Raw genomic sequence first — 19,284 nt, 5'->3', positions numbered from 1 at the left:
CTTATCACGTTGACAATCACCCACAGCAGCCAGTTCTCGACATACTTGCGGGTCATTAAGATCATCGCCACCACCGACAGCACCGTCATGCAGGAGTCCCAGAACGGGAAGGCATCCGGCTGCAGCACCGGCATGGAGACCTGCAGACCCAGCGCTTGCATCAGGCTGACCGCGATCCGCGTCAGGAAAGCAAAAAACGGGTTGATAAACAGGGTCAGCAAGCCGATCGCCACCACGCAGGCCGCCAGCCAGCCCAGCGCTTTGCTGCGCGGCAGCCAGCGGATCTGCAGCTCAGCCTCATGGTTGCTGCTTTGTCGCGACCAGGCATACCAGCCGTAAACGTTAGCGGCAAAGAAGAACAGCTGCAGCAGCAGGCTGGCATACAGCTGGATCTGAAAGAAGATGATGGCGAACAGCGTGACGTTGACCAGCCCGAAAGCATAGTTACTGATCTTCTCCAGGCTCGCCAGCCAGATGCACAGCAGCCCGGCGATGGTCCCCACGGCCTCTATCCAGGAGAGATCATACCCCCCGGCGCCGATGGGTATATGTACTAAGATATTCTGCGTGCTAAAAAAATCCATTTCATCCCCTCAGCGTCTTGCGACGCGACAATACGTTATCCCCGTAGTGTAGCCGCAAAATCCAGCATCCGGTTAAGCGGAATCAATGCCCCGGTGCGCAGCGCTTCGTCGACGTGGATTTCGTGTTCAGCGCCGCCCTGTTCGAGTCCCTCGGCAATGGCTTTCAGGCCGTTCATCGCCATCCACGGGCAGTGCGCGCAGCTGCGGCAGGTCGCCCCTTCGCCGGCAGTGGGCGCTTCCAGCAGCGTTTTCTCCGGTACCGCCTGCTGCATTTTATAGAAGATACCGCGATCGGTGGCCACGATCAGCTGGCGCTGGGGCAAGCTTCTCGCCGCCGCAATCAGCTGGCTGGTGGATCCCACGGCATCCGCCATCTCGACGATAGCCTGCGGCGATTCAGGATGGACCAGTACAGCAGCTTCAGGATAGAGGGCCTTCATACGCGTCAGTGCCTGGGTTTTAAACTCATCGTGCACGATGCATGCCCCCTGCCAGCACAGCACGTCTGCGCCGGTCTGACGCTGGACATAGCGGCCAAGGTGGCGGTCCGGTGCCCAGAGGATCTTTTGGCCCAGGCTGTCCAGATGATCAATGAGTTCCACGGCGATACTGGAGGTAACCACCCAGTCAGCGCGGGCCTTCACCGCGGCGGACGTATTGGCATAAACCACCACGGTGCGATCGGGATGGGCATCGCAGAAGGCGTTGAATTCCTCAATCGGACAGCCCAGATCCAGCGAACACTCCGCGTTCAGGGTCGGCATCAGAATGGTCTTTTCCGGGCTGAGGATTTTGGCGGTTTCCCCCATAAAACGCACCCCGGCGACCAGCAGCGTGGAGGCCGAATGACGGGCGCCAAAACGCGCCATCTCCAGCGAGTCGGCGATACAGCCGCCGGTTTCTTCCGCCAGTTGTTGAATTTCAGGATCGGTGTAGTAATGCGCCACCATCACGGCGTCGCGCTCGCGCAACAGGCGCTTGATTTTTTCGCGATAAAACTGCTTTTCGTCGACGGTCAGCGGTTGTGGTTTCGCTGGAAAAGGATAAATCGCCGTTTCAGGATCAAACATTACGCTCATCATGCAATCTCGTTTTACTGGCTTAACTCTAAGACCGTCACTATGGCCTGTCTGCGCCTTAACACGGTCATGGTGTTTTATATGCTAAACAAGATAGCGGATTACGAGCAAAAAGTCGTGATGAATTTTGTACATCAGCCCGTATGCTGCGGACGATGCTACACATCTGCCCAAACGACCGGTTCGTACCCTGTGTAGCCACGGTAAGCGCAGCGTGACCGTGGAGTCATGCTGAAGTCGAATTTTGGAGTATGGCGGATAGTAAAAAGGCGCCTTTAGGGCGCCTTTTTACATTGGTGGGTCGTGCAGGATGACTCGGCTTCGCCTCGCCCTTCGGGCCGTCGCCGCAAGCGGCTCCGTTGTCTCACTGCGTTCGACCCGAACCTGCGGCAGAGAAACTCGTCTCATCCTGAGACTCGCCCTGCGGGCCAACGCTGCCGCGTTGTTCAAAATTGTTCCCGACAATTTTGTCGAATCGTTGAGTTCTGCGCATAGCAAAAAGGCGCCTTTAGGGCGCCTTTTTACATTGGTGGGTCGTGCAGGATGACTCGGCTTCGCCTCGCCCTTTGGGCCGTCGCCGCAAGCGGCTCCGTTGTCTCACTGCGTTCGACCCGAACCTGCGGCAGGTTCGAATCGTTGAGTTCTGCGGATAGCAAAAAGGCGCCTTTAGGGCGCCTTTTTACATTGGTGGGTCGTGCAGGATTCGAACCTGCGACCAATTGATTAAAAGTCAACTGCTCTACCAACTGAGCTAACGACCCCTTGCGGGATTTTGCTACTGTAATCATTCAGGATGGTGGGTCGTGCAGGATTCGAACCTGCGACCAATTGATTAAAAGTCAACTGCTCTACCAACTGAGCTAACGACCCGCTCTGGTACTACCTGAATAATTTCACTCGACACCAATATTGAAATTGGTGGGTCGTGCAGGATGACTCGGCTTCGCCTCGCCCTTCGGGCCATTGCTGACGCAACGTTATCCTTCACGTTCAACATTTGAGTTAAATGCTGAAATTGGTGGGTCGTGCAGGATTCGAACCTGCGACCAATTGATTAAAAGTCAACTGCTCTACCAACTGAGCTAACGACCCGAGTGGTGGGTGATGACGGGATCGAACCGCCGACCCCCTCCTTGTAAGGGAGGTGCTCTCCCAGCTGAGCTAATCACCCGAAACTGCGCTGGATACTACCGATACTGCGTCCACCGGCCCCATCATTAAAATGTGGTGGGTCGTGCAGGATGACTCGCTTCGCTCGCCCTGGGGCGCCGTTGCTGAAGCAACGTTATCCTTCACGTTTAACACCGACGTTCGATGTTAAAGATGGTGGGTCGTGCAGGATTCGAACCTGCGACCAATTGATTAAAAGTCAACTGCTCTACCAACTGAGCTAACGACCCGGTGGTGGGTGATGACGGGATCGAACCGCCGACCCCCTCCTTGTAAGGGAGGTGCTCTCCCAGCTGAGCTAATCACCCGATACTGCGCTGGATACTACTAAGTGGTGGGTCGTGCAGGATGACTCGGCTTCGCCTCGCCCTATGGGCCGTTGCTGTCGCAACGTTATCCTTCACGTTTTACTATCGCGTTCCACCAGAACGATTGGTGGGTCGTGCAGGATTCGAACCTGCGACCAATTGATTAAAAGTCAACTGCTCTACCAACTGAGCTAACGACCCACTCTGGCATCGCTTTGGGCTTGTTTGATATCCCTTGGCAACGGCGGCATATATTACTGATTTCAGAATTCAGCGCAACTAAAATTTCGATAAAGATCACTTAACTGCTGGTGATTCAGGCGACAAGACCAGAAATAACGCGATTTCTGGTCATGCCGTAATCAACCAAGAGCATTAAGACGTTTTTGCGCTTGTTTCGCACCGTCGGTGCCGGGGAATTTACTGATCACCTGCTGGTAAACCGCTTTCGCTTTCGCGGTATCACCCTTGTCCTGCATGATCACGCCGACCTTAAACATGGCGTCAGGCGCTTTTGGCGATTTCGGGTAGTTCTTCACCACCGAGGCGAAGTAAAACGCCGCATCGTCTTTTTTCCCCTTATTGTAATTCAACTGTCCGAGCCAATAGTTGGCGTTCGGCTGATAAGTTGAATCCGGGTACTTTTTAACGAAGTTCTGAAACGCCACCATTGCGTCATCCTGGCGTGAAGCATCCTTCACCAGGGCAATGGCCGCATTGTAATCGGTGTTCGCATCGCCGGTCATCGCCGGGGCGCCTGACGAGGCCGCTGGCGCTGCGCTGGTGGCAGCCGCGCTCTGATCGCCGGAAGACGATGGAGCCTGCGTACCTGATGCTGCCGCTGCGCCGCCACCGCTGCTCAGACTATCTATCTGCAGCAGAATCTGCTTCTGGCGCTCAACGATCTGATTCAGCTGATATTGGTTCTCCTGGATCTGGCCACGGAGAGAATCAATGTCAGTCTGGTTATCAGAGAGTTGTTGCTGGAGTTGGGTTAAAAGCTGGCTGTGAGCATTGGAAATACGCTCGAGTTGAGTGACGCGGTCTTCGACCGAGCCTGAGCCGACACTACTGATTGGCGCCTGAGCAAAAGCGGCCCAGGGGGCCGCTATGCCAACCAGTAACGACAGACTCAATAAATGATGTCTGAAGTTACTGCTCATGCAATTCTCTTAGTAAACCAGTACGGCGCGACGGTTTTTGGCATATGCCGCTTCGTCATGACCCAGTACTGCTGGTTTTTCTTTACCGTAAGAAACGATGGAGATCTGATCGGCAGAAACACCTTTGCCCTGCAGATACATCTTAACGGCGTTAGCACGACGCTCACCCAGAGCGATGTTGTATTCCGGCGTACCGCGCTCATCCGCGTGACCTTCTACAGTCACTTTGTAGGACGGGTTGCTGCGCAGGAAGTTCGCATGCGCGTCCAGCATGGCAGCGAAGTCAGAACGGATATCGTACTTGTCCAGATCGAAGTAAACGATGTTGTTCTGTTGCAGCTGCTGCATCTGCAGACGAGCTTGCTCTTCAGAAGACATGTTGCCGCCGTTACCGTTAGCGTCCATACCAGTGCCGGCACCCAGCATGCCTTCACCGCTCTGGTCGTTGCTGGCGTTCTTGTTAGAAGAACATGCCGCGATTGCCATAACCGGCAGAGCGATCATCAGCCCTTTCAGCACTTTGTTCAGTTGCATTTCTTTGATTCCTTTAATAATCAATTATTTATTATCACAGATACGGCGACCAGGCAGGCGATTTTACCTGTCCATCAGTTGCCGGAAGACGCGCTTTGAAACGCCCATCTGTAGAAACCAGATTCAGCACGGATCCCATCCCCTGAGAAGAGCTGTAGATTACCATAGTGCCGTTAGGTGCCAGACTTGGCGTTTCGTCTAAAAACGTTGATGACAGAACCTGTACACCACCCGCTTCCAGATCTTGTTTGGCAATGTGCTGCTGACCGCCGGCCGAGCTGACCATTACCATGGTTTTACCATCTGCGCTCACGTCGGCGTCCTGGTTCTGTGAACCTTCCCAGGTGATACGCTGCGGCGTGCCGCCATTGATGTTGACTTTATACACCTGCGGACGACCGGCCTGGTCAGAGGTGAAGGCCAGGTTCTGGCTGTCCGGGAACCAGCTTGGTTCGGTGTTGTTGCTGCGACCGTTAGTCACCTGACGAATCTGACCGGAGCCCAGATCCATCACGTACAGGTTCAGGCTACCGGTTTTCGACAGCGCGAAGGCCAACTTAGAGCCATCCGGAGAGAACGCCGGCGCGCCGTTGTGCTGCGGGAAGGAGGCGATCTGACGCACAGCGCCGTTCGCCAGGGTCTGAACCACCAGCGCAGAACGACCACTTTCAAAGGTCACGTAAGCCAGTTTAGAACCGTCCGGAGACCAGGCCGGGGACATCAGCGGCTGGGAGGAACGGTGAACAAGGAACTGGTTGTAACCATCGTAGTCGGACACGCGCAGTTCGTAAGGGAACTGGCCGCCGTTTTTCTGCACCACGTAGGCGATACGGGTACGGAAGGCGCCCTTGATGCCGGTCAGCTTCTCAAATACCGCGTCGCTGGCAGCGTGCGCTGCGTAGCGCAGGTACTGTTTAGTGACTTTAAAAGAGCCTTGCGCCAGCGTTGTACCCGGCGCACCGCCGGTATCCACCAGCTGATATGCTACCTGATAAGAACCATCCGGGTTTGACGTGACCTGACCGACGACCACGGCGTCGATACCCAGCGCAGACCAGGCAGCAGGCTGCACTTCCTGGGCACTGGTCGGCTGCTGCGGCAGACGCGAGCGATCCAGCGGGTTGAATTTACCACTGTTGCGCAGGTCAGCTGCCACGATACCGCCAACATCTTCAGGCGCAGCGCCCTGGCCGGCCCACTGGAACGGTACCACGCCGATAGGGCGTGCCGAGTCCACCCCCTGGGTGATCTCGATACGTACTTCTGCGTGCAGCACCGCCGCCCACAGCATTAAAAAACCAAATGCTACTCGTAATGCCTGCTTCATCATATCTCCCTTATCCGGGCGGAAAGCCCACGATAATTTAGCAGAATGTTAACAAACTCAAATATACAAAACTACCAAAACCCTGTGACTACCATAGATTGTTTTTCCCCGTTTGCACGGGGAAAAATGTCACTGAGGTTTGAAGTCCAGTGGCGCATTTTTGAAGACTTCATATACTGCCTGGCTAGGTGGTTTCGGGAACTTAGCCTGCCGGGCTGCGGCAAGAGCGGCCTGGCACAGAGCAGGATCACCACCTTCGGACTGTATATTTAACAACAGGCCGTCAGGAGCAAGTTTGATACGCAAGGTACATGTTTTGCCTGCATAGGACGATGCGTCATAAAACTTACTTTCAATCGCCGACTTTATCTGCCCGGCATAGTTATTGATATCAGCCCCCGAGGCACTGTTTTTAGTATTACCACTCCCGGCAGCAGAGGCATTGTTTCCTTTGGCTCCTCCGCCTGTTTTAGGCGCATTCTTACCCGAACTCAGATCGCCAAGCAGGTCGTCAACGCCGTCCGCTTCTTTCGCGGCAGCCGCTTTCTTCGCTGCCGCCGCTTTTGCTGCTGCCGCTTTGGCCGCTTTATCGGCCGCTGCCTTCTCAGCCGCAGCCGCTTTGGCTGCCGCCGCTTTTTCAGCTGCGGCGGCTTTTTCGGCGGCGGCCTTCTCTGCGGCCGCTTTTTGGGCGGCAGCTTTCTCAGCGGCTTTTTCGGCGGCTTTTTCTGCTGCCGCTTTTTCAGCCGCAGCTTGCTTAGCCGCCTCCTGCTGGGCCTTCTTCTCTGCTTCCTGCTGCGCTTTCTTCGCCGCTGCCGCTTCCGCTTTCTTCTGCGCTTCTGCTGCGGCTTTCGCCGCTTCGGCTTCCGCCTGTTTCTTCGCATCAGCTGCCGCTTTCGCGGCGGCGGCATCGGCCTGTTTCTTCGCGTCAGCGGCAGCTTTAGCCGCTGCCAGCTCAGCCGCTTTTGCCTGGGCATCCGCCTTCGCTTTTGCGTCGACAGCCGCTTTGGCAGCCGCTTCCTGCGCTTCTTTAGCCTGCGCATCCACTTTGGCTTTCGCCGCCGCGGCAGCCTTGGCAGCCGCTTCCTCAGCCTGCTTCTGCTGTTCCTTCGCTTCTTTCGCCGCTTCCTGCGCCTGCAGCCGTTCCTGTTCGAGCTGTTTCAGCCGTTCCTGTTCCGCTGCCTGTTTCTCACGTAACTCTTCCGCCTGCTGCTGCGCCTGTTTTTCACGCTGCTCAGCGGCGCGACGTGCGCTGGCCTGCTGCTGTTGCTGACGGTTATAGTTATTTACCACCGCCCCCGGATCGACCATGACGGCATCAATGGACGATCCCCCGCCGCCGCCGGCAGAGGCATCCAGATGCTCGTCAAACGAACTCCAGATCAGCAGCGCGATCAGAATGATGTGCAGCGCGACTGAAATGATGATCGCTCGTTTAAGCTTGTCGTTTTGTTCGGTTGCCTTTGACACTATCGGTTCCCAAAAACTGTTCGCCTGTACCCGCGATGCACGCCGACGGCGAGCGATACCCACCATCGGACGCCACACGGACGCACATACCTGAAGCGATTAAATAGGTTTGGTCATCAAGCCGACCGATTTAACCCCTGCACTATGCAACAGGTTCAGCGCTTTAATAATTTCATCGTAAGGGACGTCTTTCGCACCGCCGATCAGGAATACCGTTTTCTCATTGGCTTCAAGACGACGCTTCGCTTCGGCAATCACCTGCTCCGGCGGCAGCTGGGACAGCGTCTCCTGCCCCACTTTCACGCTGTACTGCCCTACCCCGGAGACTTCCACAATCACCGGCGGATCGTCATTGCTTTTCACCGCTTGCGATTCCGTGGCGTCCGGCAGATCGACTTCCACGCTCTGCGTAATGATGGGCGCCGTTGCCATAAAGATCAGCAGCAGTACCAGCAGGACATCCAGCAGCGGAACGATGTTGATCTCGGACTTCAGTTCGCGACGTCCGCGTCCACGTGCTCTGGCCATGGCTTACCCCTTATTGCTTTCGCTGGTGGTAAAGGCCTGACGGTGCAGAATAGCGGTGAACTCTTCCATAAAGTTGTCGTAGTTCAGTTCAAGCTTGTTCACGCGCTGGTTCAGGCGGTTGTACGCCATGACCGCCGGGATCGCGGCGAACAGACCGATCGCGGTGGCGATCAGCGCTTCGGCGATACCTGGCGCCACCATCTGCAGGGTGGCCTGCTTCACCGCGCCAAGGGCGATAAAGGCATGCATAATCCCCCAGACAGTACCGAACAGACCGATATACGGGCTGATGGAGCCCACGGTGCCGAGGAACGGGATATGGGTTTCCAGCGTTTCCAGCTCGCGGTTCATCGAAATACGCATCGCGCGCGATGCCCCTTCGACAATCGCTTCCGGCGCATGGCTGTTGGCCCGATGCAGGCGCGCAAATTCTTTGAAACCGCTGTAGAAGATTTGTTCCGAACCGGTCAGGTTATCGCGACGCCCCTGGCTCTCCTGGTACAAACGGGACAGCTCGATCCCGGACCAGAATTTGTCCTCGAACGCTTCAGCTTCACGCGCGGCCGAGTTAAGGATACGCGTTCTCTGAATAATGATAGCCCAGGAAGCGATAGAAAAACCAATCAAAATCAACATGATAAGTTTAACCAGAAGGCTCGCCTTCAGGAACAAATCAAGGATATTCATGTCAGTCACTGCTTAAACTCCGCGACAATAGACTTGGGAAGCGCACGTGGCTTCATTAAGAGTGGATCAACGCACACAATGAGAACCTCAGCTTCGTTTAACACTGTATTCTCGGCGTTGACGATTCGCTGCGTGAAAACCAAAGAGGTGCCGCGCATCGAGGTAATTTCCGTCTGGACTTCGAGCATGTCGTCGAGTCTGGCGGGGGCAAAATACTCCAGCGTCATTTTGCGAACCACGAAGGCAACGCGTTCAGCCAACAGCACCTGTTGACTAAAGTGATGGTGGCGCAGCATCTCTGTGCGTGCTCTTTCATAAAAAGCGACGTAACTGGCGTGGTAAACCACACCACCGGCGTCGGTATCTTCGTAGTAGACCCGAACCGGCCATCGAAACAGCGTTGTATTCACTTTACATCCCGGTAATGCAAAAAAAGGTTAGAGCTTTCAAACTTCGCTACTATACGCGCGGGAAAGGTGGTTTGGAATGGGGGAAAGTAAACGGGGCGTAAATTTTTATGGGCTTATGCAAGCCCATACCATTAACAGAGATCTCTTATTCAAAAGAAGAAAAAGAAGAGACCCAAAGCGAGCACGATATCAGCGATAAGCGGACAAAAAATCCCCTGCCAGTGAACGGCACGCGGACGGAAGCCCACGCCGTGAATAACGCCGCTGCAAACCGCCCACATCAGCAAGAAACCATGCCAGATTTCCAGCTCGCTGGTCTTCGCCGCAAAGCGCGACGGATCCCAGAAGATGCAGCCTGCCAGCAGCAGCGCCATCAATAAGGAAAGCGCCCTTAACGGGCGCTTGTCCATTATCGCATACATATACTTTATCATTCACGTCACCTCTTTGTTGGCTACGTCTGCTTACCCCAGTCACTTACTGGTGTAAGCTCCTGGGGATTCACAGACTTGCCGCCTCGATGCAACCCGAATGATTTCGTATATCGCATCACGATAATACTCATCAGTGTTCTTCTTTACCTGCTTTGGTGGCTTCCACGTGCTCAAGCGCCAGCGCGGTAATCACCCCAAAGGCACAGGCAAGAAGCGTTCCCAAAATCCATGCGAAGTACCACATATATAGCTCCTTACCTTAGTACAGCGAGTGGGTGTTCTTTTCGATGTCTTCGCGCGTAATGCGGCCGAACATCTTCCAGTAACACCAGCTGGTGTAGGCCAGAATGATCGGCACGAAGACAATCGCCACGTAGGTCATCAGGTTCAGCGTCCGCTGACTGGAGGTCGCGTCCCACATCGTCAGGCTGGCGTTCAGCATGGTGCTGGACGGCATGATGAACGGGAACATCGCAATACCGGCGGTCAGAATGATGCAGGCCAGGGTCAGCGAGGAGAACAGGAATGCCCACGCGCCTTTATCCGCTTTAGTCGAGACGACGGTCAGCAGCGGCAGCACCACGCCCAGGGCAGGAACGGCCCACAGCGCTGGCATGTTATTAAAGTTCACCATCCATGCACCGGCCTCACGCACGACTTCTTTAGTCAGCGGGTTAGACGGGCCGCTATGATCCATTACTGATTTCACCACATAGCCGTCGATGCCGTAGTAGACCCACACGCCCGCCAGCGCGAAGCAGACCAGCGTCACCAGCGCCGCCACCGTGGAAACGGTGCGGGTACGCAGGTGCAGTTCGCCTACGGTACGCATCTGCAGGTAGGTGGCGCCCTGAGTCAGGATCATCGCCACGCTGACGATACCGGCCAGCAGACCAAACGGGTTCAGCAGCTGGAAGAAGTTTCCGGTATAGAACAGACGCAGGTATTCATCGACGTGGAACGGCACGCCCTGCAACAGGTTGCCGAAGGCCACACCAATCACCAGCGGCGGCACGAAGCTACCGATGAAGATGCCCCAGTCCCACATGTTGCGCCAGCGGGTGTCCTCGATCTTGGAACGGTAGTCAAAACCGACCGGACGGAAGAACAGCGAAGCCAGCACCAGAATCATCGCCACATAGAAGCCAGAGAACGCTGCGGCGTAAACCATCGGCCAGGCCGCGAACAGCGCGCCGCCGGCGGTGATCAGCCACACCTGGTTACCGTCCCAGTGCGGAGCGATGGCGTTGATCATAATCCGACGCTCGGTGTCGTTACGGCCGAGGAAACGGGTGAGCATGCCCACCCCCATGTCGAACCCGTCGGCGACAGCGAAGCCAATCAGCAGAATGCCAATCAGCAGCCACCAGATAAAACGCAATACTTCATAATCGATCATTTGACGACTCCTGTCTTAGCGTGCCGACTGAATAGCCGCAGAGGACTGTTCAAAGTGATAGCGGCCGGTTTTCAGGCTGCTAGGTCCTTTGCGGGCAAACTTGAACATCAGGAACAGTTCAGCCACCAGGAACAGCGTGTACAGACCGCAGATCAGCAACATTGAGAAGATCAGATCGCCTGCGGTCAGCGACGAGTTGGCCACCGCGGTCGGCAGGACCTCACCAATCGCCCACGGCTGACGGCCATACTCGGCAACAAACCAGCCTGACTCCACGGCAATCCACGGCAGCGGCAGGCCAAAGAACGCGGCGCGCAGCAGCCATTTTTTCTCGCCAATGCGGTTACGAATCACGCTCCAGAAGGAGGCGCCGATAATCAACAGCATCAGGATGCCGCACGCCACCATGATACGGAAGGCGAAGTACAGCGGGGCGACGCTTGGAATAGAGTCTTTGGTCGCTTTGGCGATCTGCTCTTCCGTGGCGTCAGCGACGTTCGGGGTATAGCGCTTCAGCAACAGGCCATAGCCGAGGTCTTTCTTCACGCTATTGAACTGGTCACGCACGGCCTGGTCGGTCGAACCGGCGCGCAGCTGCTCCAGTAGCGCGTACGCTTTCATCCCGTTACGGATACGCTCTTCGTGCTGAACCATCAGATCTTTCAGGCCGATAACCGGCTTATCCACCGAGCGGGTGGCGATGATGCCCAGCGCGTAAGGGATCTGGATCGCGAAGTGGTTGGTCTGCGCATTCTGATCGGGAATACCAAACAGAGTAAAGGCAGCCGGCGCCGGCTGGGTTTCCCACTCAGCTTCGATAGCCGCCAGTTTGGTTTTCTGCACGTCACCCATTTCGTAACCGGATTCGTCACCCAGCACAATAACGGAGAGGATCGCCGCCATACCGAAGCTGGCTGCGATGGCAAAGGAGCGCTTAGCAAAGGCAAAGTCGCGGCCTTTCAGCATATACCAGGAGCTGATAGCCAGGATGAACATCGCGCCGGTGACATAGCCAGACGCCACGGTGTGAACGAACTTCACCTGGGCGACCGGGTTGAGCACCAGTTCAGAGAAGCTGACCATCTCCATACGCATGGTTTCGAAGTTGAAGTCCGATGCGATAGGGTTCTGCATCCAGCCGTTGGCGACGAGGATCCACAGCGCGGAGAGGTTGGAGCCCAGCGCAACCAGCCAGGTGACCGCCATGTGCTGAACTTTACCCAGACGATCCCAACCGAAGAAGAACAGACCTACAAAGGTGGATTCGAGGAAGAAGGCCATCAGACCTTCAATGGCCAGCGGCGCACCGAAGATATCGCCCACGTAGTGTGAGTAATACGACCAGTTAGTCCCGAACTGGAACTCCATGGTCAGACCGGTCGCCACACCCAGCGCGAAGTTGATACCAAACAACTTGCCCCAGAATTTGGTCATATCTTTATAAATCTGTTTGCCGGAAAGGACGTAAACCGTTTCCATGATGGCCAGCAGGAACGCCATACCGAGCGTTAGCGGCACAAAAAGGAAGTGGTACATCGCGGTCAAGGCAAACTGTAAGCGCGACAGTTCGACTATATCTAACATCATGACTCCTTGCTCATCGCATGAAGACTCCGAAAATGAACCGAGAAGCTCTGGCTCATACGCATGCCCCAATACAAAAGTTATTTGTTGGCCCGTCCGCAGCGCGTTTCACCTGAAAGTGAAGCCACGCCACGTCAAGGTTACAAATACGTTAACGAAAACCCAATTGATTCCCCAATATATTACGCCGCAATAACCTTACAATAAATATGTTTTTATTGTTCCAGTTTTACATTTTTCGACGGTGATCAATATATAGCGAAGATAGCCTGTTTAGGCCAATTTGACTTGCGACAATTTAACGTTTTTTGAAGAATTTTTCCAAGCATTAAGCATTGATATAAATCAATTTTTACTCTACGTGTTAATTATGTAGCTCAATAAAGAATATTGGTGAACTTAATGTTAATGTTGTGTTTAAAGTATGGCTTGCTTGGTTACTGAAAAGAGAGATATGAGAATCATAGGTAATATTATTTAACGCCGCGGGGAAAAATGAAAAAAATGCGCCGATCCTAATAATGCTAGACTGCTCACAGTATTTTTCCTGTTTTCTTATGCCCTTCTCTTCTGTTTTTTCACTATCTAAAACCCTTGCCTGTCGCGAATTGCGGAAATATTTCCTTCAGCAACCACGCTGCCGGGATTATATTCATGAAATAATTCATAAAATCAATATGATAGATAAGGTTTTTCACGGAGCAGGCATTCCGCCGGTTCAGCGGATGTTCTGGCGAGATGGATAACGCCCATAAAAAAGGCCACCTGACGGTGGCCAACCATGTCGAAATCGGACAGATTTCTGCTTCGGAGAAGCAGAGAGGGTTTACTTGATGATAGCTTTCAGCGCTTCGCCGATATCGGCCAGGCTGCGAACGGTTTTCACACCAGCGGCTTCCAGGGCGGCGAATTTCTCATCAGCAGTACCTTTACCGCCAGCGATGATGGCGCCCGCGTGGCCCATACGCTTGCCTTTCGGCGCGGTCACGCCCGCGATGTAGCCGACAACCGGCTTGGTCACGTGCTCTTTGATGTAGGCTGCCGCTTCTTCTTCCGCGCTGCCGCCGATCTCACCGATCATCACGATCGCTTCGGTCTGCGGATCTTCCTGGAACAGCTTCAGGATATCGATGAAGTTGGAGCCCGGGATCGGGTCGCCGCCGATACCGACGCAGGTAGACTGGCCGAAGCCGTAGTCGGTGGTCTGCTTAACCGCTTCATAGGTCAGGGTACCGGAACGGGAAACGATGCCCACTTTACCCGGCTTGTGAATGTGACCCGGCATGATGCCGATTTTGCATTCGCCCGGGGTGATAACGCCTGGGCAGTTCGGGCCAATCATGCGCACGCCCGCTTCGTCCAGCTTCACTTTCACGGTCAGCATATCCAGCGTCGGGATGCCTTCGGTGATGGTGATAATCAGCTTAATGCCCGCGTCGATTGCTTCCAGAATGGAGTCTTTGCAGAACGGCGCCGGAACGTAGATAACGGTCGCGGTCGCGCCGGTCGCTTCAACAGCTTCGCGCACGGTATTAAATACCGGCAGGCCCAGGTGGGTGGTGCCGCCTTTGCCTGGCGTCACGCCGCCAACCATTTGCGTACCGTAAGCGATCGCTTGTTCAGAGTGGAAGGTCCCCTGGCTACCGGTGAAGCCCTGGCAGATAACCTTGGTATCTTTATTAATTAAAACTGACATTATTTCCCCTCCACTGCGGCAACAACCTGCTGTGCTGCGTCCGTCAGACTTTTCGCTGCAATAATATTCAGGCCGCTGTCAGCCAGTTTTTTCGCGCCCAGTTCGGCGTTGTTACCTTCCAGACGAACCACGACCGGAACGTTAACCCCAACTTCCGCTACCGCGCCGATGATGCCGTCAGCGATCAGGTCGCAACGCACGATGCCGCCGAAGATGTTAACCAGCACTGCTTTCACATTGTCATCAGAAAGGATGATTTTGAACGCTTCGGTCACGCGCTCTTTGGTCGCGCCGCCGCCAACGTCGAGGAAGTTAGCCGGTTCGCCGCCGTGCAGCTTAACGATGTCCATGGTGCCCATCGCTAGGCCTGCGCCGTTGACCATGCAGCCGATGTTGCCGTCGAGCGCAACGTAGTTCAGTTCCCACTGCGCCGCCTGCGCTTCGCGCGGATCTTCCTGAGACTGGTCGCGCATTTCGCGCAGATCCGGCTGGCGGAACAGCGCGTTGCCGTCAGCGCCCAGTTTGCCGTCGAGGCAGATCAGGTCGCCCTGCTTAGTGATAACCAGCGGGTTGATTTCGATCAGCGCCAGGTCGCGCTCAAGGAAAATGGTCGCCAGACCCATGAAAATCTTGGTGAACTGCTGAACCTGCTTACCTTCCAGACCCAGTTTGAACGCCAGTTCACGCCCCTGGTAAGGCATCGGGCCCGCCAGCGGATCGATGGCGATCTTGTGGATCAGGTGCGGGGTTTCTTCCGCGACTTTTTCGATTTCTACGCCGCCTTCAGTCGACGCCATGAACACCACGCGACGAGAGCTACGATCAACGACCGCGCCCAGATACAGCTCTTTATCGATATCGGTCGCCGCTTCCACCAGAATCTGGTTGACCGGCTGGCCGTTGGCATCGGTTTGGTAGGTCACCAGGCGTTTGCCCAGCCAATGCTCAGCAAAAGCGCGGATCTCTTCTTTGCTCTTAACTACTTTCACACCGCCCGCTTTACCGCGGCCACCAGCGTGAACCTGACATTTCACTACCCACGGACCCGCGCCGATTTTTGAAGCGGCTTCTTCTGCTTCACGCGGAGTAGTACAGGCATAACCCACCGGCGCCGGTAAGCCATAGCGGGCAAAAAGTTGTTTTGCCTGATATTCATGTAAGTTCATGTGTTCAGTCCATCCTTCAGGGTGTAATTATCTTTAAACCTGTAGGCCTGATAAGACGCGCTAGCGTCGCCATCAGGCATCTAATCAACGCCGGATGGCGGCAAAAATGCCTTATCCGGCCTACGGTAAGTCATACTCTTACTGACTACACGTCCAGCAGCAGACGAGTCGGATCTTCCAGCAGCTCTTTAATCGCCACCAGGAAGCCAACCGATTCACGCCCATCGATCAGACGGTGGTCATAGGAAAGCGCCAGGTACATCATCGGCAGGATCTCTACCTTGCCATTCACCGCCATCGGACGGTCTTTAATGGCATGCATACCCAGGATGGCGCTCTGCGGTGGGTTGATGATCGGCGTGGACATCAGGGAACCGAAAACGCCGCCGTTGGTAATGGTGAAGTTACCGCCGGTCAGGTCATCTACGGTCAGCTTGCCGTCACGGCCTTTCACCGCCAGCTCTTTGATATTCTTTTCGATGTCCGCCATGCCCAGCAGGTCAACGTCACGCAGAACCGGGGTTACCAGGCCGCGCGGAGTGGACACTGCCATGCTGACATCGAAGTAGTTGTGGTAAACCACGTCGTCGCCATCGATGGAAGCGTTCACTTCCGGATAGCGTTTCAGCGCTTCAACCACTGCTTTCACGTAGAAGGACATGAAGCCCAGACGGATACCGTGACGTTTTTCGAAGGCATCGCCGTACTGCTTACGCAGATCCATAATCGGCTTCATGTTGACTTCGTTAAAGGTCGTCAGCATGGCGGTGGAATTTTTCGCTTCCAGCAGACGCTCGGCCACGCGTTTACGCAGACGGGTCATCGGGACGCGTTTTTCTGAACGGTGACCCAGCTGCGGCGCTGGTGTCGCTGCCGCGGTAGCCGCTGGCGCTTTGGCTTCAGCCGCCGCCGGGGCTTTCGCCAGATGTTTCTCGACGTCTTCACGAGTCAGACGGCCACCCACGCCGGTACCTTTGATGGCAGCGGCGTCGAGGTTGTGCTCCGCCAGCAGACGACGGATCGCCGGGCTGAGCGCATCGTTGTTCTGCTCTTCCAGAGAAGCCTGCTGGCGCTGCGCCGGGGTGGACGCTTTCGCATCCGCTTTTTCGCTGGTTTCTTTACCTGCGCTGTTGCCTTCACGCAGGCGGCCAAGGATCTGGCGAGACAGGACGGTAGCGCCCTCGTCTTCCAGCACTGCATCCAGAATGCCGTCCGCTGATGCCGGTACTTCCAGTACCACTTTGTCAGTTTCGATTTCGACCAGAACTTCGTCACGGACGACCGCGTCGCCCGGTTTTTTATGCCAGGTGGCGACGGTTGCGTCAGCTACGGACTCAGGCAGGTCGGGAACCAGAATATCTACGCTACTCATTGTGTATCCTTTAATTAATCGACGTTCAGCGCGTCATTGACCAGATCTTGTTGCTGTTTCTGGTGAACGGACATGTACCCTACCGCCGGAGAGGCGGAGGCCGGGCGGCCTGCATAACGCAGAGAGGCCCCAAATGGAACTACTTCACGAAGGTGGTGCTGGCTGCAGTACCATGCGCCCTGGTTGAGCGGCTCTTCCTGGCACCAGACAAAATCATGTACGTGCGAGTAAGCTTTCAGCGCTTCCTGCACCGCCTGATGCGGGAACGGGTAGAGCTGTTCGATACGCACGATGGCGACATCTTTTTGCTCGTTTTTGCGGCGCTGTTCCAGCAGGTCGTAGTAAACCTTACCAGAGCACAGTACGACGCGCTTCACGGCTTGCGGATCGAGTTCGTCGATTTCGCCGATGGCCGGCATAAAGGTGCCGTTCGCCAGTTCGTCCATGCTGGAGACCGCCAGCGGGTGGCGCAGCAGAGACTTCGGCGACATCACCACCAGCGGACGGCGCATACCGCGCAGCGCCTGACGACGCAGCATATGGTAAACCTGTGCCGGGGTGGACGGTACGCAAACCTGCATGTTCTGCTCAGCGCACAGCTGCAGATAGCGTTCCAGACGCGCGGAGGAGTGCTCCGGGCCCTGCCCTTCGTAGCCGTGCGGCAGCAACATCACCAGACCGCACATCCGGCCCCATTTCTGTTCGCCAGAGGAGATGAACTGATCAATCACCACCTGCGCGCCGTTGGCGAAGTCGCCGAACTGCGCTTCCCAGATGGTCAGCGTACGCGGCTCTGCGGTGGCGTAACCGTATTCGAACGCCAGCACGGCTTCTTCAGACAGCACCGAGTCCCAGACGCGGAACTGGCCCTGGCCGTTGTGCACATGCTGCAGCGGGGTATAGGTAGAACCGTTGCTCTGGTTATGGATAACCGCGTGACGGTGGAAGAAGGTGCCGCGACCGGAGTCTTCACCGGACAGGCGCACCGGAATGCCTTCGTCAACCAGGGTGGCATAAGCCAGGTTTTCAGCGCCGCCCCAATCGAACAGCTTCTCGCCAGCGGCCATCAGTTGGCGATCGCCGTAGATTTTCGCTACACGGGACTGCATTTCGATACCTTCCGGCACCGTACTGATGCGTTTAGCCAGCTCTTGCAGACGTTTCGGATCCACTTTATCCGGATAGCTCTCGTCCCACTCGTGGTTGAGGTAGGGAGACCAGGTAAAGGAGTGCATATTCATCGGACGCCACTCCTCTACCACGCATTCGCCGGCATCCAGCGCATCGCGGTAAAGGTTAACCTGCTCAGTCGCGTCTTCCAGCGTCGCAACTTTCTCCTGCTCCAGCTTGTCAGCATAGATTTTGCGCGGGGTCGGATGCTTTTTGATTTTCTGGTACATCAGCGGCTGGGTTGCGCTCGGCTCGTCGGCTTCGTTATGGCCGTGACGGCGGTAGCACACCAGGTCGATAAAGACATCGCGTTTGAAGGTATTACGGAAATCCAGCGCCAGACGGGTAACGAAAGCAACGGCTTCCGGGTCATCCGCGTTAACGTGGAAAATCGGCGCCTGAACCATCTTACCGATATCGGTACAGTATGGCGTAGAACGCGCATCCAGCGGGTTGGAGGTGGTAAAGCCAACCTGGTTGTTGATAACGATACGCACGGTACCGCCGACTTCGTAACCGCGGGCTTTCGACATGTTCAGGGTTTCCTGAACCACGCCCTGGCCGGTAACGGCGGCGTCGCCGTGGATGGTAATAGGCAGAACTTTGTTGCTGCTTGGCTCGTCCAGACGATCCAGACGGGCGCGTACGGAACCGATAACCACCGGGCTGACGATCTCCAGGTGCGACGGGTTAAACGCCAGCGCCAGGTGGACCAGACCGCCTTCGGTTTCCATATCGGAAGAGAAGCCCATGTGGTACTTCACGTCGCCGGTGCCGAGGTGTTCTTTATGTTTGCCCGCGAACTCGTCGAACAGGTCCTGCGGTTTTTTACCCAGCACGTTGACCAGCACGTTCAGACGGCCACGGTGCGCCATGCCCAGCACCACTTCGCGGGTGCCGCTTTTGCCTGCATGGCGGATCATCTCTTTGAGCATCGGGATCAGGGCATCACCCCCTTCCAGCGAGAAGCGTTTCGCCCCCGGGAATTTGGCGCCGAGGTAGCGTTCCAGCCCTTCTGCAGCGGTCAGTTCACTGAGGAAGCGCTTTTTCTCTGCCGCGGTGAAGCTCGCTTTACCGGCTACCGATTCAATACGCTGCTGGATCCAGCGTTTTTCCTCAGTAGAGGTGATATGCATGTATTCCGCGCCGATGGAGCCGCAGTAGGTTTGCTTGAGGGCGGCAATCAGGTCGCCCAGCTTCATCGTG

Annotated in this window: 17 protein-coding genes, 7 tRNA genes, 2 other RNA genes and 1 pseudogene; 1 reads left to right on the top strand and 26 read right to left on the bottom strand. The window is 55.7% G+C overall.

The genetic code is table 11. The features are described from left to right. Nucleotides 1–584 (bottom strand): nicotinamide riboside transporter PnuC (pnuC, locus tag CW267_RS26230; protein ID WP_101148674.1); only part of this gene is annotated, 584 nt, incomplete at its 3' end. Nucleotides 585–619: 35 nt separating this feature from the next. Continuing rightward, entirely contained in the window at nucleotides 620–1,663 is a 1,044-nt protein-coding gene (gene nadA / locus CW267_RS26225; protein WP_094284908.1) for a quinolinate synthase NadA, read from the bottom strand. Between the two features lie 69 nt (nucleotides 1,664–1,732). Between nadA and CW267_RS30950 the strand changes: the two are divergent. Then, nucleotides 1,733–1,881, top strand: a pseudogene (locus tag CW267_RS30950) (hypothetical protein). A 76-nt stretch (nucleotides 1,882–1,957) separates the two neighbouring features. Here CW267_RS30950 and CW267_RS26220 read toward each other — a convergent pair. From CW267_RS26220 to sucA, 24 genes are all read right to left on the bottom strand, one after another. Then, nucleotides 1,958–2,095: non-coding RNA, RtT sRNA (locus CW267_RS26220), on the bottom strand. 95 nt (nucleotides 2,096–2,190) lie between these two features. After that, nucleotides 2,191–2,324: non-coding RNA, RtT sRNA (locus tag CW267_RS26215), on the bottom strand. Between the two features lie 24 nt (nucleotides 2,325–2,348). Further along, a tRNA-Lys gene (locus tag CW267_RS26210) sits at nucleotides 2,349–2,424 on the bottom strand. A 33-nt stretch (nucleotides 2,425–2,457) separates the two neighbouring features. Beyond that, nucleotides 2,458–2,533: transfer RNA gene (locus CW267_RS26205), tRNA-Lys, on the bottom strand. A 146-nt stretch (nucleotides 2,534–2,679) separates the two neighbouring features. Next, a tRNA-Lys gene (locus CW267_RS26200) sits at nucleotides 2,680–2,755 on the bottom strand. A 3-nt stretch (nucleotides 2,756–2,758) separates the two neighbouring features. Continuing rightward, nucleotides 2,759–2,834 (bottom strand) — tRNA-Val (locus CW267_RS26195). Between the two features lie 153 nt (nucleotides 2,835–2,987). After that, nucleotides 2,988–3,063, bottom strand: a tRNA-Lys gene (locus tag CW267_RS26190). A gap of 2 nt (nucleotides 3,064–3,065) precedes the next feature. Continuing rightward, a tRNA-Val gene (locus CW267_RS26185) sits at nucleotides 3,066–3,141 on the bottom strand. A gap of 125 nt (nucleotides 3,142–3,266) precedes the next feature. Further along, a tRNA-Lys gene (locus CW267_RS26180) sits at nucleotides 3,267–3,342 on the bottom strand. A 161-nt stretch (nucleotides 3,343–3,503) separates the two neighbouring features. Continuing rightward, nucleotides 3,504–4,304, bottom strand: a complete 801-nt coding sequence (gene cpoB, locus CW267_RS26175) for a cell division protein CpoB (RefSeq protein WP_008805694.1) — start codon at nucleotides 4,302–4,304, stop codon at nucleotides 3,504–3,506. Nucleotides 4,305–4,313: 9 nt separating this feature from the next. Continuing rightward, nucleotides 4,314–4,838, bottom strand: a complete 525-nt coding sequence (gene pal / locus CW267_RS26170; RefSeq protein WP_002895068.1) for a peptidoglycan-associated lipoprotein Pal — start codon at nucleotides 4,836–4,838, stop codon at nucleotides 4,314–4,316. A 34-nt stretch (nucleotides 4,839–4,872) separates the two neighbouring features. After that, complete coding sequence (gene tolB / locus CW267_RS26165; RefSeq protein ID WP_008805693.1) at nucleotides 4,873–6,165, bottom strand: Tol-Pal system beta propeller repeat protein TolB; 1,293 nt, start codon at nucleotides 6,163–6,165, stop codon at nucleotides 4,873–4,875. A 129-nt stretch (nucleotides 6,166–6,294) separates the two neighbouring features. Continuing rightward, the gene (gene tolA / locus CW267_RS26160; protein WP_100781409.1) at nucleotides 6,295–7,632 is read right to left on the bottom strand and encodes a cell envelope integrity protein TolA; all 1,338 of its coding nucleotides are present in this window, start codon (nucleotides 7,630–7,632) and stop codon (nucleotides 6,295–6,297) included. Between the two features lie 99 nt (nucleotides 7,633–7,731). Further along, the gene (gene tolR / locus CW267_RS26155; RefSeq protein ID WP_002895061.1) at nucleotides 7,732–8,160 is read right to left on the bottom strand and encodes a colicin uptake protein TolR; all 429 of its coding nucleotides are present in this window, start codon (nucleotides 8,158–8,160) and stop codon (nucleotides 7,732–7,734) included. 3 nt (nucleotides 8,161–8,163) lie between these two features. Then, nucleotides 8,164–8,856: a Tol-Pal system protein TolQ gene (gene tolQ, locus CW267_RS26150; RefSeq protein WP_004152221.1), complete on the bottom strand. Its 693-nt coding sequence runs from the start codon at nucleotides 8,854–8,856 to the stop codon at nucleotides 8,164–8,166. Next, on the bottom strand, nucleotides 8,853–9,257 hold the full coding sequence (ybgC, locus tag CW267_RS26145) for a tol-pal system-associated acyl-CoA thioesterase (RefSeq protein ID WP_002895056.1): 405 nt from the start codon (nucleotides 9,255–9,257) through the stop codon (nucleotides 8,853–8,855). Before ybgC ends, tolQ begins: the two co-directional genes overlap by 4 nt. Nucleotides 9,258–9,406: 149 nt before the next feature. Continuing rightward, complete coding sequence (gene ybgE / locus CW267_RS26140) at nucleotides 9,407–9,691, bottom strand: cyd operon protein YbgE (protein WP_008805691.1); 285 nt, start codon at nucleotides 9,689–9,691, stop codon at nucleotides 9,407–9,409. Between the two features lie 130 nt (nucleotides 9,692–9,821). Further along, a complete protein-coding gene (gene cydX / locus CW267_RS26130) occupies nucleotides 9,822–9,935 on the bottom strand; it encodes a cytochrome bd-I oxidase subunit CydX (protein WP_004100325.1) in 114 nt (37 codons plus the stop codon). A gap of 15 nt (nucleotides 9,936–9,950) precedes the next feature. Beyond that, a complete protein-coding gene (cydB, locus tag CW267_RS26125) occupies nucleotides 9,951–11,090 on the bottom strand; it encodes a cytochrome d ubiquinol oxidase subunit II (protein WP_008805690.1) in 1,140 nt (379 codons plus the stop codon). Nucleotides 11,091–11,105: 15 nt separating this feature from the next. After that, nucleotides 11,106–12,674, bottom strand: a complete 1,569-nt coding sequence (cydA, locus tag CW267_RS26120; RefSeq protein ID WP_012542427.1) for a cytochrome ubiquinol oxidase subunit I — start codon at nucleotides 12,672–12,674, stop codon at nucleotides 11,106–11,108. Nucleotides 12,675–13,500: 826 nt separating this feature from the next. After that, nucleotides 13,501–14,370, bottom strand: a complete 870-nt coding sequence (sucD, locus tag CW267_RS26115; RefSeq protein ID WP_004885990.1) for a succinate--CoA ligase subunit alpha — start codon at nucleotides 14,368–14,370, stop codon at nucleotides 13,501–13,503. Further along, nucleotides 14,370–15,536: an ADP-forming succinate--CoA ligase subunit beta gene (gene sucC / locus CW267_RS26110; protein WP_002895039.1), complete on the bottom strand. Its 1,167-nt coding sequence runs from the start codon at nucleotides 15,534–15,536 to the stop codon at nucleotides 14,370–14,372. Before sucC ends, sucD begins: the two co-directional genes overlap by 1 nt. A gap of 145 nt (nucleotides 15,537–15,681) precedes the next feature. Next, a complete protein-coding gene (odhB, locus tag CW267_RS26105) occupies nucleotides 15,682–16,908 on the bottom strand; it encodes a 2-oxoglutarate dehydrogenase complex dihydrolipoyllysine-residue succinyltransferase (protein ID WP_012542428.1) in 1,227 nt (408 codons plus the stop codon). A 14-nt stretch (nucleotides 16,909–16,922) separates the two neighbouring features. Continuing rightward, nucleotides 16,923–19,284 (bottom strand): 2-oxoglutarate dehydrogenase E1 component (gene sucA / locus CW267_RS26100; RefSeq protein ID WP_101148673.1); only part of this gene is annotated, 2,362 nt, incomplete at its 5' end.

This window comes from Klebsiella sp. X1-16S-Nf21 (genome assembly GCF_002837615.1).
GTDB lineage: Bacteria > Pseudomonadota > Gammaproteobacteria > Enterobacterales > Enterobacteriaceae > Klebsiella > Klebsiella variicola.
The sequence above is the reverse complement of the archived record's forward strand: the minus strand, read 5'-3'. Positions and strand labels throughout refer to the sequence as shown.

Coding starts and splice junctions, on each gene's coding strand:
- nadA (WP_094284908.1), bottom strand. CDS start 1,663: ATGAGCGTAATGTTTGATCCTGAAACGGCGATTTATCCTTTTCCAGCG.
- cpoB (WP_008805694.1), bottom strand. CDS start 4,304: ATGAGCAGTAACTTCAGACATCATTTATTGAGTCTGTCGTTACTGGTT.
- pal (WP_002895068.1), bottom strand. CDS start 4,838: ATGCAACTGAACAAAGTGCTGAAAGGGCTGATGATCGCTCTGCCGGTT.
- tolB (WP_008805693.1), bottom strand. CDS start 6,165: ATGAAGCAGGCATTACGAGTAGCATTTGGTTTTTTAATGCTGTGGGCG.
- tolR (WP_002895061.1), bottom strand. CDS start 8,160: ATGGCCAGAGCACGTGGACGCGGACGTCGCGAACTGAAGTCCGAGATC.
- ybgE (WP_008805691.1), bottom strand. CDS start 9,691: ATGATAAAGTATATGTATGCGATAATGGACAAGCGCCCGTTAAGGGCG.
- cydX (WP_004100325.1), bottom strand. CDS start 9,935: ATGTGGTACTTCGCATGGATTTTGGGAACGCTTCTTGCCTGTGCCTTT.
- cydB (WP_008805690.1), bottom strand. CDS start 11,090: ATGATCGATTATGAAGTATTGCGTTTTATCTGGTGGCTGCTGATTGGC.
- cydA (WP_012542427.1), bottom strand. CDS start 12,674: ATGTTAGATATAGTCGAACTGTCGCGCTTACAGTTTGCCTTGACCGCG.
- sucD (WP_004885990.1), bottom strand. CDS start 14,370: ATGTCAGTTTTAATTAATAAAGATACCAAGGTTATCTGCCAGGGCTTC.
- sucC (WP_002895039.1), bottom strand. CDS start 15,536: ATGAACTTACATGAATATCAGGCAAAACAACTTTTTGCCCGCTATGGC.
- odhB (WP_012542428.1), bottom strand. CDS start 16,908: ATGAGTAGCGTAGATATTCTGGTTCCCGACCTGCCTGAGTCCGTAGCT.